Source organism: Pseudomonas sp. JQ36, from assembly GCF_053851495.1.
The window spans coordinates 3,224,241-3,238,665 of the sequence record NZ_CM132642.1 but is presented as its reverse complement, the minus strand read 5'-3'; the positions used below and the strand labels follow the sequence as shown (position 1 = coordinate 3,238,665).

At 60.2% G+C, this 14,425-nt stretch carries 12 protein-coding genes, 4 tRNA genes and 1 riboswitch; of the genes, 14 read left to right on the top strand and 2 right to left on the bottom strand.

Annotated features, from left to right (window positions below; translation table 11 throughout):
- The first annotated feature begins 16 nt into the window (after positions 1-16).
- The 6 genes from aruF to astE all read left to right on the top strand — a co-directional run bounded on the left by aruF (position 17) and on the right by astE (position 6,460).
- A complete protein-coding gene (aruF, locus tag ACS4NR_RS14545) occupies positions 17-1,036 on the top strand; it encodes an arginine/ornithine succinyltransferase subunit alpha (RefSeq protein ID WP_025112905.1) in 1,020 nt (339 codons plus the stop codon).
- A gap of 51 nt (positions 1,037-1,087) precedes the next feature.
- Positions 1,088-2,113 (top strand): arginine N-succinyltransferase, encoded by a 1,026-nt coding sequence (gene astA / locus ACS4NR_RS14540; protein ID WP_027612638.1) that lies wholly within the window; start codon positions 1,088-1,090, stop codon positions 2,111-2,113.
- Positions 2,110-3,579: a succinylglutamate-semialdehyde dehydrogenase gene (astD, locus tag ACS4NR_RS14535; protein WP_456020390.1), complete on the top strand. Its 1,470-nt coding sequence runs from the start codon at positions 2,110-2,112 to the stop codon at positions 3,577-3,579. The genes astA and astD overlap by 4 nt, the downstream gene beginning before the upstream one ends.
- Positions 3,580-3,742: 163 nt before the next feature.
- The gene (gene astB, locus ACS4NR_RS14530) at positions 3,743-5,089 is read left to right on the top strand and encodes an N-succinylarginine dihydrolase (RefSeq protein WP_115984193.1); all 1,347 of its coding nucleotides are present in this window, start codon (positions 3,743-3,745) and stop codon (positions 5,087-5,089) included.
- 57 nt (positions 5,090-5,146) lie between these two features.
- Positions 5,147-5,437, top strand: a complete 291-nt coding sequence (locus ACS4NR_RS14525; RefSeq protein WP_456017738.1) for a topoisomerase II — start codon at positions 5,147-5,149, stop codon at positions 5,435-5,437.
- A gap of 12 nt (positions 5,438-5,449) precedes the next feature.
- Positions 5,450-6,460: a succinylglutamate desuccinylase gene (gene astE, locus ACS4NR_RS14520; protein WP_456017737.1), complete on the top strand. Its 1,011-nt coding sequence runs from the start codon at positions 5,450-5,452 to the stop codon at positions 6,458-6,460.
- Positions 6,461-6,600: 140 nt separating this feature from the next.
- Here the strand turns inward: astE and ACS4NR_RS14515 are convergent, their stop codons facing one another.
- Positions 6,601-7,110, bottom strand: coding sequence for a 6,7-dimethyl-8-ribityllumazine synthase (locus ACS4NR_RS14515; RefSeq protein WP_047599675.1), 510 nt, complete (start codon positions 7,108-7,110; stop codon positions 6,601-6,603).
- Between the two features lie 101 nt (positions 7,111-7,211).
- A riboswitch (FMN riboswitch) is annotated at positions 7,212-7,383 on the bottom strand.
- A gap of 290 nt (positions 7,384-7,673) precedes the next feature.
- Between ACS4NR_RS14515 and ltaE the strand changes: the two genes are divergently transcribed.
- From ltaE to ACS4NR_RS14475, 8 genes are all read left to right on the top strand, one after another.
- Complete coding sequence (ltaE, locus tag ACS4NR_RS14510; RefSeq protein WP_456017736.1) at positions 7,674-8,678, top strand: low-specificity L-threonine aldolase; 1,005 nt, start codon at positions 7,674-7,676, stop codon at positions 8,676-8,678.
- A 146-nt stretch (positions 8,679-8,824) separates the two neighbouring features.
- Positions 8,825-11,443 carry an alanine--tRNA ligase gene (alaS, locus tag ACS4NR_RS14505; protein ID WP_204895096.1) on the top strand — a complete coding sequence of 873 codons (2,619 nt, stop codon included), beginning with the start codon at positions 8,825-8,827 and terminating at the stop codon, positions 11,441-11,443.
- Positions 11,444-11,533: 90 nt separating this feature from the next.
- Positions 11,534-12,775: an aspartate kinase gene (locus tag ACS4NR_RS14500; RefSeq protein ID WP_025112914.1), complete on the top strand. Its 1,242-nt coding sequence runs from the start codon at positions 11,534-11,536 to the stop codon at positions 12,773-12,775.
- Positions 12,776-12,962: 187 nt separating this feature from the next.
- Positions 12,963-13,151 carry a carbon storage regulator CsrA gene (gene csrA / locus ACS4NR_RS14495; RefSeq protein WP_002554426.1) on the top strand — a complete coding sequence of 63 codons (189 nt, stop codon included), beginning with the start codon at positions 12,963-12,965 and terminating at the stop codon, positions 13,149-13,151.
- Positions 13,152-13,213: 62 nt separating this feature from the next.
- A tRNA-Ser gene (locus ACS4NR_RS14490) sits at positions 13,214-13,304 on the top strand.
- A gap of 107 nt (positions 13,305-13,411) precedes the next feature.
- A tRNA-Arg gene (locus tag ACS4NR_RS14485) sits at positions 13,412-13,488 on the top strand.
- 71 nt (positions 13,489-13,559) lie between these two features.
- Positions 13,560-13,636, top strand: a tRNA-Arg gene (locus ACS4NR_RS14480).
- A 72-nt stretch (positions 13,637-13,708) separates the two neighbouring features.
- Positions 13,709-13,785: transfer RNA gene (locus ACS4NR_RS14475), tRNA-Arg, on the top strand.
- Positions 13,786-13,803: 18 nt separating this feature from the next.
- On the opposite strand, the gene ACS4NR_RS14470 is transcribed toward ACS4NR_RS14475, so the two are convergent.
- Positions 13,804-14,322 carry a cell envelope protein SmpA gene (locus ACS4NR_RS14470; RefSeq protein WP_095137125.1) on the bottom strand — a complete coding sequence of 173 codons (519 nt, stop codon included), beginning with the start codon at positions 14,320-14,322 and terminating at the stop codon, positions 13,804-13,806.
- Positions 14,323-14,425: the final 103 nt, after the last annotated feature.

The following is a 14,425-nucleotide window of genomic DNA, read 5'->3' as shown; positions in this document are numbered from 1 at the left end:
AGAAAGGAGTGACACCATGCTGGTGATGCGCCCTGCGCAAATGGCTGATCTGGGCGAGGTACAGCGTCTGGCTGCGGACAGTCCGATTGGTGTCACTTCCTTGCCGGATGACGTGGAACGTCTGAGCGACAAGATCGCGGCGAGCGAAGCCTCGTTCGCTGCCGAAGTGAGCTTCAACGGTGAAGAGAGCTACTTCTTCGTCCTCGAAGACACCGCCACCGGCAAACTGGTCGGCTGCTCGGCCATCGTTGCTTCGGCCGGTTATTCGGAGCCGTTCTACAGCTTCCGCAACGAGACCTTCGTCCACGCCTCCCGCGAGCTGAAGATCCACAACAAGATCCACGTGCTCTCGCAATGCCACGACCTGACCGGCAACAGCTTGCTGACCAGTTTCTACGTGCAGCGCGAGCTGGTGGGGTCGCCGTGGGCCGAGCTCAACTCCCGTGGCCGCCTGCTGTTCGTCGCCAGCCACCCGGAGCGTTTCGCCGATTCGGTGGTGACCGAGATCGTCGGTTACAGCGACGAGAACGGCGATTCGCCATTCTGGGACGCGATCGGGCGCAACTTCTTCGACCTCAACTACGCCGAGGCCGAACGCCTGTGTGGCCTGAAGAGCCGCACGTTCCTCGCCGAACTGATGCCGCATTACCCGATCTACGTGCCGCTGCTGCCGGATTCCGCTCAAGAAGCGATGGGCCAGGTGCACCCGCGTGCGCAGATCACCTTCGACATCCTTATGCGCGAAGGCTTCGAGACCGATCACTACATCGACATTTTCGACGGTGGCCCGACCCTGCATGCACGTGTTTCGGGGATCCGTTCGATCGCCCAGAGCCGTGTAGTGCCGGTGAAGATCGGCGAGCCGGTCAAAGGCGCCGGGCGCCAGTATCTGGTGGCCAACGCGCAGTTGCAGGATTACCGCGCGGTGTTGCTGGAACTCGATTACGCGCCGGGCAAACCGGTGACCCTGGATCTGGAAGCAGCCGAAGCCCTGGGCGTCGGTGAAGGTGCCAGCGTGCGCCTGGTGGCGGTTTAACGCCTTAGCGAGTTTCACGGGTGGCGAAGGCGGCCCGTTTGAGGAGATAGCATGATTGTTCGTCCCGTACGCAGCAGCGATTTATCCGCGCTGATCGACCTGGCCCGCAGCACCGGCACCGGCCTGACCACCTTGCCGGCCAACGAAGAGCGCCTGACCCATCGGGTCGGCTGGGCCGAGAAGACCTTTCGCGGCGAAGCCGGCCGTGGCGATGCGGACTACCTGTTCGTGCTCGAAGACGACAACGGTCGCGTGGTGGGGATTTCTGCCATCGCCGGCGCGGTCGGTCTGCGCGAGCCGTGGTACAACTTCCGCGTCGGCCTGACCGTCAGCGCGTCGCAAGAGCTGAACATCTATCGCGAGATTCCGACGCTGTTCCTCGCCAACGACCTGACCGGCAACTCCGAGCTGTGCTCGCTGTTCCTGCACGCCGATTACCGCACCGGTCTGAACGGCCGCATGCTGTCCAAGGCGCGCATGCTGTTCATCGCCGAGTTTCCGGAACTGTTCGGCAACAAGATCATTGCCGAGATGCGCGGCGTCTCCGATGAGGCCGGTCGTTCGCCGTTCTGGGAGAGTCTGGGCCGGCACTTCTTCAAGATGGAATTCAGCCAGGCCGACTACCTGACCGGTGTTGGCAACAAGGCGTTCATTGCCGAACTGATGCCGAAATTCCCGTTGTACACCTGCTTCCTGTCGCCGGATGCGCGCAACGTCATCGGTCAGGTGCACCCGGACACCGAACCGGCGCTGGCGATGCTCAAGAGCGAAGGTTTCAGCTATCAGGGCTACGTCGATATCTTCGACGCCGGCCCGGCCATCGAGTGCGAAACCAGCAAGATCCGCGCAGTCCGCGACAGCGAAGCACTGGTGCTGGCGATCGGTACACCGGGCGATGACGCCACGCCGTTCATCATCCATAACCGCAAGCGCGAAGACTGCCGCATCACCGCTGCGCCGGCCCGCCTGGCCGCCGGCACGCTGGTGGTCGATCCGCTGACCGCCAAACGTCTTCAACTCAACGCCGGCGATCAAGTGCGCGCCGTGGCGTTGTCTGCTGCTCGGGAGTCGAAATAATGAATTCGCTATACATCGCAGGTGAATGGCTTGCCGGTCAGGGCGAAGCATTCCAGTCGCTGAATCCGGTGACCCAGCAAGTGCTGTGGTCGGGGGAGGGCGCTACCGCCGCTCAGGTCGAGTCGGCCGTGCAGGCTGCGCGTCAGGCCTTTCCGGGCTGGGCGCGGCGTTCGCTGGACGAGCGCATCAGCGTGCTCGAAGCATTCGCCGCCGCCCTGAAAAACCACAGCGACGAACTGGCCCGCACCATCGGTGAGGAAACCGGCAAACCGTTGTGGGAAGCCGCGACCGAAGTTACCAGCATGGTCAACAAGATCGCGATCTCGGTGCAGAGCTACCGCGAACGTACCGGCGAGAAGAGCGGCCCGCTGGGCGACGCCACCGCCGTGCTGCGCCATAAGCCACACGGTGTGGTGGCGGTGTTTGGTCCTTACAACTTCCCGGGTCACTTGCCGAACGGCCATATCGTGCCGGCACTGCTGGCGGGTAACAGCGTGCTGTTCAAACCGAGCGAACTGACGCCGAAAGTCGCCGAGCTGACGGTCAAGTGCTGGATCGAAGCCGGTCTGCCGGCCGGCGTGTTGAACCTGCTGCAAGGTGCGCGTGAAACCGGCATTGCGCTGGCGGCGAACCCGGGCATCGACGGTCTGTTCTTCACCGGCTCCAGCCGTACTGGCAATCACCTGCACCAGCAGTTCGCCGGGCGGCCGGACAAAATTCTTGCTTTGGAAATGGGCGGCAACAACCCGCTGGTGGTCGATCAGGTCGCTGATCTGGACGCGGCGGTGTACACGATCATTCAGTCGGCGTTCATCTCCGCCGGTCAGCGCTGCACGTGTGCGCGTCGTCTGCTGGTGCCGCAAGGCGCGTGGGGCGACAGCCTGCTCAAGCGTCTGGTGGAAGTCAGCGCGACCATCGACGTCGGTGCGTTCGATCAGCAGCCCGCGCCGTTCATGGGCTCGGTGATTTCCCTCGGCGCGGCGAAAGCGCTGATGGATGCCCAGCAACACCTGCTGGCCAATGGCGCGGTGTCGCTGCTGGCGATGACTCAGCCACAGGCGCAGTCGGCCTTGCTGACCCCGGGCATTCTGGATGTGACCGCCGTCGCTGAGCGCCCGGACGAAGAACTGTTCGGCCCGTTGCTGCAGGTGATTCGCTACGCCGATTTCGCTGCGGCGATCAGCGAGGCCAATAACACCGCTTATGGCCTGGCGGCTGGTTTGCTGTCGGATTCCGAAGATCGTTATCAGCAGTTCTGGCTGGAAAGCCGCGCCGGTATCGTCAACTGGAACAAACAGCTGACCGGTGCGGCGAGCAGCGCGCCGTTCGGCGGCGTCGGGGCTTCGGGTAACCACCGCGCCAGCGCCTATTACGCGGCGGATTATTGCGCGTACCCGGTGGCGTCGCTGGAAACCCCGAGCCTGGTGTTGCCTGCGGCCCTGACGCCAGGCATCAAAATGGCGTAACGGCCATCGCGAGCAGGCTCACTCCTACAGGATTTGTGTCGTACACAACATGTGTGTTCCCCGCCAAACCTGTAGGAGTGAGCCTGCTCGCGATAGCCGCGACGCGGTCTGACTGAATTGTTACTTGAAGCCTATAACAACAGATTCTCGTGGAGCCTCGCTGATGAAATCCTATGAAGTCAATTTTGACGGTCTAGTGGGGCCGACCCATAACTACGGCGGTCTGTCCTACGGCAACGTCGCGTCCCAGAGCAACAGCCAGCAGTCCTCGAACCCGAAGGAAGCGGCGCTGCAAGGTCTGGCGAAGATGAAAGCGCTGATGGAAATGGGCTTTCAGCAAGGCGTGCTGGCGCCGCAGGAGCGTCCGGACGTGGCCGCGTTGCGCCGTCTGGGTTTCAGCGGCACCGACGCGCAAGTGATCGAACGCGCCGCCAAAGAAGCCATGCCGTTGCTGGTCGCCAGTTGCTCGGCATCGAGCATGTGGGTGGCCAACGCTGCCACGGTCAGCCCGAGTGCCGACACCGCTGACGGTCGCGTGCATTTCACCGCCGCCAACCTCAATTGCAAATACCACCGCAGCATCGAACACCCGACCACCAGCCGCGTGCTCGGCGCGATGTTCGCCGATCAGCAGCACTTCGCCCACCACGCCGCGTTGCCGGCAGTGGCGCAGTTCGGTGACGAAGGCGCAGCCAACCACACGCGTTTCTGCCGTGAGTACGGCGAGGCCGGTGTCGAGTTCTTCGTGTTCGGTCGCAGTGCGTTCGACACCCGTTACCCGGCGCCGCAGAAGTACCCGGCGCGCCAGACCCTGGAAGCATCGCAAGCGGTGGCGCGTCTGCACGGTCTGCGTGACGAGGGCGTGGTTTATGCGCAGCAGAACCCGGCGGTGATCGATCAGGGCGTATTCCACAACGACGTGATCGCGGTGGGTAATGGCGAGGTGCTGTTCTATCACGAGGACGCGTTCCTCGACACCGAGCAGATGCTGGCCGAGTTGCAGGGCAAACTGGCCAAGGTCGGCGGCAAGTTCCAGTCGGTCTGCGTGCCGCGTTCGGCGGTCACCGTGGATGACGCCGTGCGTTCCTATCTGTTCAACAGCCAGTTGCTGTCGCGTCCGGACGGCTCGATGCTGCTGATCGTGCCGGAAGAATGCCGTGGCAACGAGCGCGTGTGGAACTACCTGCAAGGTCTGACCAGCTCCGGCGGGCTGATCCGCGAAGTCAAAGTCTTCGACCTCAAGCAAAGCATGCAGAACGGCGGTGGCCCGGCGTGCCTGCGACTGCGCGTCGCGCTCAACGAAACCGAGCTGGCGGCCGTCAACCCAGGGGTTATCATGACGGCCCCGTTGTACGGTTCGTTGACCGCATGGGTTGAAAAGCACTACCGCGACCGCCTGAGCGAAACCGATCTGGCGGATCCGCAGTTGCTGCTTGAATGCCGGACGGCACTGGATGAACTGACGCAAATCCTTAAACTGGGCGCGGTTTATCCATTCCAGATCAATTGATGGCCGGCGCGTCGCCTGAACGCGACGCGCGGCTTGTCTCCCCAAGAGAGTAAAAACATGAGCGATTCCCTGCAGCTGATCCTTGAAGACACCGATGGCACGCAACTGCAAACCTCGTGCACCCGCGTCGCGGTCATGTGGCAAGGCAAAGAGCTGTGGATCCAGCAGGACGGCCGTGGCCAGCTGCTGATCGGCGTGGACGTTGAAGAAGGTGACGCCGAGTACGCCAACCTGCTGCTGCGCCCATTGGCGACTAATCTGGTAAGTCTGCAACTGGAAATAGAACCGGCTGACGTCGGCGACGACGAAGACCACGTGCACGGCCCGGATTGCAACCACGATCACTAAGGAAACCGCTCTATGCTCGCCCTCGGCAAACTGCTTGAACTGACCCTCGCCGGCCGCGAACCGGCGGAGAAGACTCAACTGACTGTCGAAGGCGTGCGCATGCGCTGGTTGAGCGAGGGTGCGCTGGAAGTCCGGCCTCCCGAAGCGCGCGACAATGGCCTGGACCTGCTGCTGTCGGCAGGTATCCACGGCAATGAAACAGCGCCGATCGAGTTGCTCGATCGGCTGCTGCATGACATCGCTCGCGGCGATCTGAAACCGCGTGCACGCATTCTGTTCCTGTTCGGCAACCCGGAAGCGATTCGCAAAGGCGAGCGTTTCGTCGAGCAGGACGTCAACCGGCTGTTCAACGGCCGTCATGAACAAACCAGCGGTTCCGAAGCCATTCGCGCCTGTGAGCTGGAACGGCTGGCGGCGAGCTTCTTCAGCCTGCCGGATCGTCAGCGTCTGCACTACGACCTGCACACCGCGATTCGTGGTTCGAAGATCGAGCAGTTCGCCCTGTACCCGTGGAAAGAAGGTCGCCAGCATTCGCGCCGCGAACTGGCGCGTCTGCGCGCCGCCGGGATGGAAGCGGTGCTGCTGCAGAACAAACCGTCGATCGTTTTCAGCTCGTACACCTACGACAAACTCGGTGCCGAGGCTTTCACCCTGGAGCTGGGCAAGGCGCGGCCGTTCGGGCAGAACGACGGCGTCAATGTCTCGCTATTGGAAACTCGTCTGAAGCAGATCATCGAAGGCACTGAGCCGGATCTGGCTGCAGAAGGACTGGATGGTTTGCAGCTGTTCAGCGTGGCGCGGGAAATCATCAAGCACAGCGATGCGTTCCGCCTGAACCTACCGCAGGACATCGAAAACTTTTCAGAGTTGGAGATGGGTTATGTGCTGGCCGAAGATCTGGCCAATACCCGCTGGATTATTGAGGAAGAGGGCGCACGAATCATCTTCCCAAATCCCAAGGTCAAGAACGGCCTGCGCGCGGGCATTCTGATCGTGCCGACCACCGACGAACACTTATCCTGAGAACACCTCAGACCCCATGTGGGAGCGGGCTTGCTCGCGAAAGCGGTGTGTCAGTACACAGATTCGTCACTGACACACCGCTTTCGCGAGCAAGCCCGCTCCCACATTTGATTTGAGTGAGGTCAAAACCTCACTCAGCTTTAGACCGCTACCGCACGCGGCTCACTGCGACGCAGCGCACGAACCTTCTGCAGCGTATCCGCGCAAGTCCGCGCCGCTTCCTGACCCTTGTGTACAAAGTGCTCGAAGAAGAATTTCTGATGCTCTTCACCGGCATGGAAGTGGTGCGGGGTCAGGGACACCGAGAACACCGGTACTTCGGTTTCCAGTTGCACCTGCATCAGGCCGCTGACCACTGACTGGGCGACGAACTCGTGACGATAGATGCCGCCGTCCACCACCAGAGCGGCCGCGACGATGCCGGCATAACGCCCGGTCTTGGCCAGTAGCTTGGCGTGCAGAGGCATTTCAAAGGCGCCGCCGACTTCGAAGAAGTCGATGTCCGATTCCTGATAACCCTGAGCGAGCATTTCGGCGACGAAGCCCTTACGGCTCTGGTCGACGATTTCCTTGTGCCAGCAGGCCTGGATGAACGCGACGCGCTCGCCGTGGGGGTGTTTGGTTTTGCTGTCGATAGCGGTGGGTTGCATGTTCTGACTCCTGTTTGTGTGAAAAACAGGGCGTTATGAATCGAAAGGGATTCAAGGGTACGCACGAGCACACAAGCGCGCGGGCGGCCCTTTGGTGTCAATCCCGTTCTCTCTTCATCCGGACTATGACCGTCGGCCCCGGAATCACACCGGGTCTGCTGACCTTGCCGCCGATCACAGCCTTTGCCGTGTTCGTCGCCAAGCGCTCGCGGGCTATGCACATTGCGCGCAATTACCGCCGGTGGGGAATTACACCCCGCCCTGAGAACGTTTTCGCCGCCCTTTCTCGGGCGGCGCAGCGTTTTTATCACATATTTTCCGGCCCTGCACAGAACCTGTGGGAGCGAGCTTGCTCCGGGCGGCGTTCCGACGAAGGCGGTGTGTCAGCCAATTAGTTTGCCGGCTGACACACCGCCTTCGCGAGCAAGCCCGCTCCCACATTGGGTTGCGTCCTTTCAAGGAGTAATGTGCTTTTTCTCATTCAAGGGTTGATTAATCGGCGCCATGACCGCAGTAATTCACCTTCGAAAAGGGATTTCCCCTGCTGACCAGAGGCCAGGTTCATGAGCGTTATCGATCTTCGCAGCGACACCGTCACCCAACCGACTCCTGCCATGCTCGACGCGATGACTGCGGCGGCTACCGGTGACGATGTGTACGGCGAAGATCCGACGGTCAATCGTCTGGAGGCCGAATTGGCGAAAAGGCTGGGTTTCGCCGCTGCGCTGTTCGTGCCGACCGGCACCATGAGCAACTTGCTCGGGCTGATGGCGCATTGCGAGCGTGGCGACGAATACATCGTCGGCCAGCAGGCGCACACCTATAAGTACGAAGGGGGTGGCGCGGCGGTGCTCGGTTCGATCCAGCCACAGCCGCTGGAGGTGCAGGCCGATGGTTCGCTGGATCTGGATCAGGTCGCCGCCGCGATCAAACCCGATGACTTCCACTTTGCCCGGACGCGATTGCTGGCGCTGGAAAACACCATGCAGGGCAAAGTGCTGCCGCTGGAATATCTGGCGCGGGCGCGCAAGTTCACGCTGGAAAACGGCCTGCAACTGCACTTGGACGGCGCGCGCTTGTACAACGCAGCGGTCAAGCTTGGGGTTGATGCGCGGGAAATCACCCGGCATTTCGATTCGGTGTCGGTGTGCCTGTCCAAGGGCCTTGGCGCGCCGGTCGGTTCCGTGTTGTGCGGTTCGGCCGAGTTGATCGCCAAGACGCGTCGCCTGCGCAAGATGGTCGGCGGCGGCATGCGTCAGGCCGGATTGCTGGCAGCGGCGGGGCTGTATGCGCTGGATCACCACGTCGAGCGCCTGGCCGATGACCACGCCAACGCGCAATTTCTGGCTGAAGGCCTGCGGGGTGCAGGCTTCAGCGTCGAGCCGGTGCAGACCAACATGGTCTACGTGCAAATGGGTGACCAGGCCGAAGCGCTCAAGACGTTTGCCGCCGAGCGCGGGATCAAGTTGAGCGCCGCAGCACGCTTGCGCATGGTCACGCACATGGACGTCAGTCGCTCGCAAATCGAGCAAGTGATCGCGACATTCGTCGAGTTTTCGCGCAAGTGAAAGGGTTAGCCGTCCAATTGACCGTTACTATCGTATAAACACGCTGTACCCCGCGCGAAGGGCCGATATAATGCGGCCCTTTGCCGTCGTTTCGTCTGTTGACGTTTCGTACAGGCCTTTGGCCGCAGCCTCCGTGGAAGAACCTAATGAAAAGCGCAGAAATCCGTGAAGCCTTCCTTCGCTTCTTCGAAGAGCAAGGCCACACCCGTGTAGCCTCCAGCTCTTTGATTCCGGGCAACGACCCAACCCTGCTGTTCACCAACGCGGGGATGAACCAGTTCAAGGACTGCTTCCTGGGCCAGGAAAAGCGCGCGTACACCCGCGCAACCAGCAGCCAGAAGTGCGTGCGTGCCGGTGGCAAGAACAGCGACCTGGAAAACGTCGGTTATACCGCTCGTCACCACACCTTCTTCGAAATGCTCGGTAACTTCAGCTTCGGTGACTATTTCAAGCACGACGCGATTACCTTCGCCTGGACCTTCCTGACCGGCGTTCTGAAACTGCCGAAGGAAAAACTCTGGGTCACCGTCTACGCCTCCGATGACGAAGCGTATGACATCTGGACCAAAGAGATCGGTGTGCCGGTCGAGCGCATGATCCGCATCGGCGACAACAAAGGTGCGCCGTACGCCTCCGACAACTTTTGGACCATGGGCGATACCGGCCCGTGCGGCCCATGCACCGAGATTTTCTACGATCACGGCGACCACATCTGGGGCGGCCCACCGGGTTCGCCTGAAGAAGACGGCGACCGTTACATCGAGATCTGGAACAACGTGTTCATGCAGTTCAACCGCACCGCCGATGGCGTGTTGCATCCGTTGCCAGCGCCATCGGTCGACACCGGCATGGGCCTGGAGCGGATCAGTGCGGTGATGCAGCACGTCAATTCCAACTATGACATCGACCTGTTCAAGAACCTGCTGAAGGCCTCGGCCGAAGCGATCGGCTGCGAAAATGGCGATCAGTCGTCGCTGAAAGTGGTGTCCGACCACATCCGTTCGTGCGGTTTCCTGATCGCCGACGGCGTGCTGCCGTCCAACGAAGGTCGTGGCTACGTGCTGCGCCGGATCATTCGTCGCGCCTGCCGTCACGGCAACAAGCTGGGCGCTACCGGCAGCTTCTTCTACAAGATCGTCGCTGCACTGGTCGCCGAGATGGGCGAAGCCTTCCCGGAACTGCAGAAGCAGCAGAGCAACATCGAACGCGTACTGAAGGCCGAAGAAGAGCAGTTCTCCAAGACCCTGGAGCACGGCTTGAAGATTCTCGAACAGGATCTGCTGGAACTCAAAGGCACCGTGGTGCCGGGCGACGTGGTGTTCAAACTCTACGACACCTACGGTTTCCCGATGGACCTGACGGCCGACATCGCTCGCGAGCGCGGCCTGACGGTTGACGAAGTCGGCTTCGAGCGTGAAATGGAAGCCCAGCGTGTTCGTGCGCGTTCGGCCAGCTCGTTCGGTCTGGACTACAACACCCTGGTCAAGGTTGACGTGGCCACCGAGTTCACCGGTTACAAAGACACCAGCGGTTCGGCAAAAATCGTCGCTATCTATAAAGACGGTCAGTCGGTCGACGTCTTGAGTGAAGGCGAAGAGGCGGTGATCGTGCTGAATCAGACGCCGTTCTACGCTGAATCCGGCGGCCAGATCGGCGACTGCGGTTTCCTCCAGGCGGGCAACGCGCGTTTCGACGTCCGTGACACCACCAAGACCGGCGGTGCCTTCCTGCACCACGGCGTGCTGGATTCCGGCAGCCTGACCATCGGCGCGCCAGTGGAAACCCACGTCGATGCCGAGGTGCGTCACGCGACTTCGTTGAACCACTCCGCAACTCACTTGCTGCACGCTGCATTGCGTCAGGTGTTGGGCGAGCACGTTCAACAGAAGGGTTCGTTGGTTGATAGCCAGCGTCTGCGCTTCGACTTCAGCCACTTTGAAGCGATCAAGCCGGAGCAGATCAAGGCGCTGGAAGACATCGTCAACGCCGAGATCCGCAAGAACTCCGCGGTTGAAACCGAAGAAACCGACATCGAAACCGCCAAGCAGAAAGGCGCGATGGCGCTGTTCGGCGAGAAGTACGGCGACAACGTGCGCGTGCTGAGCATGGGCGGCGATTTCTCCGTCGAGCTGTGTGGCGGTATCCACGCCAACCGTACCGGCGACATCGGCCTGCTGAAAATCATCAGCGAAGGCGGTGTGGCATCGGGTGTGCGTCGTATCGAGGCAGTCACCGGTGCTGCGGCACTGGCTTACTTGAACGCTGCTGAAGAACAACTCAAGGAAGCGGCCAACCTGGTCAAGGGCAGCCGCGACAATCTGATCGACAAGCTGTCGGCCGTGCTGGAGCGCAACCGCGCGCTGGAAAAGCAACTCGAGCAGTTGCAGGCCAAGGCTGCCAGCGCCGCGGGCGACGATCTGTCGAACTCGGCAGTCGACGTCAAAGGCGTGAAGGTTCTGGCTGCACGTCTGGATGGTCAGGACGGCAAGGCGCTGCTGGCGCTGGTCGATCAGCTGAAAAACAAACTCGGCCGCGCAGTGATCCTGCTCGGCAGTGTCCATGAGGAAAAGGTCGTACTGGTTGCAGGTGTAACCAAGGACCTGACTGGCCAACTCAAAGCCGGTGATTTGATGAAACAGGCTGCTGCGGCAGTGGGCGGGAAGGGCGGTGGTCGTCCGGACATGGCGCAGGGCGGCGGTGTTGACGCCGGCGCACTGGATGGCGCACTGGCGCTGACCGTTCCATTCGTCGAGCAGGGTTTATAAGACGGCCCGCCGGGCCCGCAGTCTAGTGGCGGGCCCGGCGGCTGTTCGAGTGATTATTGGGCGCCCTTCATGGGCAGAGGCGGCTTTGAAATGGCTTTGATCGTACAGAAATTTGGAGGCACCTCGGTCGGTACTGTCGAGAGAATCGAGCAGGTCGCCGACAAGGTTAAGAAATTCCGCGATGCCGGCGATGACCTGGTGGTTGTGCTGTCTGCAATGAGCGGCGAAACCAACCGTCTGATCGATCTGGCCAAGCAAATCAGTGGCGACGTGCAACCGGTTCCGCGTGAGCTGGACGTGATCGTCTCCACCGGTGAGCAGGTGACGATTGCCCTGTTGGCCATGGCGCTGATCAAGCGCGGTGTGCCGGCGGTGTCGTACACCGGTAATCAGGTGCGGATCCTGACGGACAGTGCGCACAATAAAGCGCGTATCTTGCAGATTGATGACCAGAAGATTCGCGGTGATCTGAAAGCAGGTCGCGTGGTGGTTGTCGCCGGTTTTCAGGGCGTCGACGAGCACGGCAACATTACCACCCTCGGCCGTGGCGGTTCCGACACCACGGGCGTGGCACTGGCGGCTGCATTGAAGGCTGACGAGTGCCAGATCTACACCGACGTCGATGGTGTCTACACCACTGACCCGCGCGTGGTGCCGGTCGCTCAGCGTCTGGACAAGATCACCTTCGAAGAGATGCTGGAAATGGCCAGCCTCGGTTCCAAGGTGCTGCAGATCCGTGCGGTGGAATTCGCCGGCAAGTACAACGTTCCGCTGCGCGTACTGCACAGCTTCAAGGAGGGTCCGGGCACCCTCATTACTATTGATGAAGAGGAAACCATGGAACAGCCGATCATTTCCGGCATCGCTTTCAACCGCGATGAAGCCAAGCTGACCATCCGTGGCGTGCCAGACACCCCGGGCGTGGCGTTCAAGATTCTCGGCCCGATCAGTGCCGCGAACATCGAAGTCGACATGATCGTGCAGAACGTCGCGCACGATAACACCACCGACTTCACCTTCACCGTGCACCGCAACGACTACCAGGCCGCACAGACCGTGCTGGAAAACACCGCTCGCGAGATCGGTGCCCGGGAAGTGGTGGGTGATACCAAGATTGCCAAGGTCTCGATCGTCGGCGTCGGCATGCGTTCCCACGCAGGCGTGGCCAGCCGCATGTTCGAATCCCTGGCCAAGGAAAGCATCAACATCCAGATGATCTCGACGTCGGAAATCAAGGTTTCCGTGGTGATCGAAGAGAAGTACCTGGAACTGGCCGTGCGCGCCCTGCACACGGCTTTCGAACTGGACGCTCCGGCTCGTCAGGGCGAGTAATCCGGTCACCTGAAGGGCGCGGTCTGACCGCGCCCTTTATTTTTTGAATGGCGCGAGCCCTGAACTGTTCTTTTGCTCGCGCTGGTCAATACTCAGGCATGTAGGGCTACGATCGCTCCGGTTGTAGGTCGGGTGCCTTTTTTTTGCAGACTGTTGTCCCTGAAATGAAATGCGTGAGGAGAAAGGTATGCTGATTCTGACTCGTCGGTGCGCAGAAAGCCTGATTATCGGTGATGGCGAAATCACCGTGACCGTGCTCGGCGTCAAAGGAAATCAAGTGCGCATCGGCGTCAACGCCCCGAAAGAGGTTGCCGTGCACCGTGAGGAAATTTACCTGCGTATAAAGAAAGAGAAGGACGAAGAACCAAGCCATTAATTTTTATCGATTTTTATGTTTGCAAACGGGGAAGAAGGTGGTTAATATACGCCCCGTGTTGCGGAGAGCTGGCCGAGTGGCCGAAGGCGCTCCCCTGCTAAGGGAGTACACCTCAAAAGGGTGTCGGGGGTTCGAATCCCCCGTTCTCCGCCATTATTTGCTTAGTACGTTGTAATCTGGCTTTTTCTGTAAGTTCTTGAATTTATTAGAAAAAGTGGTTGGAATAGAGATTAGACGGGCTATAATGCGGCGCAACAAATGCACTCGTAGCTCAGCTGGATAGAGTACTCGGCTACGAACCGAGCGGTCACAGGTTCGAATCCTGTCGAGTGCACCATTTAAGAGTTGTTTATAGCGATATAAAGAACTCGGCTTCAGCCAGTTGTGGTCTGGTTTAAAAACACACATGCACTCGTAGCTCAGCTGGATAGAGTACTCGGCTACGAACCGAGCGGTCACAGGTTCGAATCCTGTCGAGTGCACCATTTAAGAGTCGTTTGTAGCAATACAGGCAACTCGGCTTCAACCAGTTGTGATCTGGTCTAAAAACACAAAATGCACTCGTAGCTCAGCTGGATAGAGTACTCGGCTACGAACCGAGCGGTCACAGGTTCGAATCCTGTCGAGTGCACCATATTCAAGAAGCCCGCGTTTAACGCGGGCTTTTTGTTGTCTGCGATTTGGCTTTTCCTTTCACGCATCCCCTCTCATCAAAATCGACTTGAGCACTGCGGCCTCGTTTCAGCTCATAGCGATAGCTCGTCGTCGACGTTCGAATGTTCACTTTGTCCGGTTTGCCGAGCGCGCTTTCGACGTCCTGTTGGCTCATGCCGGCAATCACTCGTTGATTGATGATCGCTGCGCGGCGCTGCCTGGCATCGATCAGGTTTCCACATTTATCCTCCAGGCGGCCAACGATGCCCGGTTCACGTCCCCTGATTGTCATACCGGATATTTCCTCGTGGTTGTGTTCCGGCATGATCGGTACGACGGATCCGGGCGAGTAGGGGTGAACGTGCTGTACCGAGCGCTGCTCGTCGTTCGCGCAACTCAGACTGGTGAAGGTGATGCCGCCGTCGGCTGCCTCGCAGCGGTGAAGGCTGGTGGTGGCCCCGGCGGGCGGCAGGCAGAGCAGGGTGATGAGTAAAAAACTGGATGTTGCAGAGCGCATTCGACGTCCTCCTTGACGGTCTACGCTCAAGGGTAGCCGCTACATTTTTGAGCGCCGGTGTGTTTTCTTTTCAGAATGAGTCGTCGCATTTGCAAGGATCAGG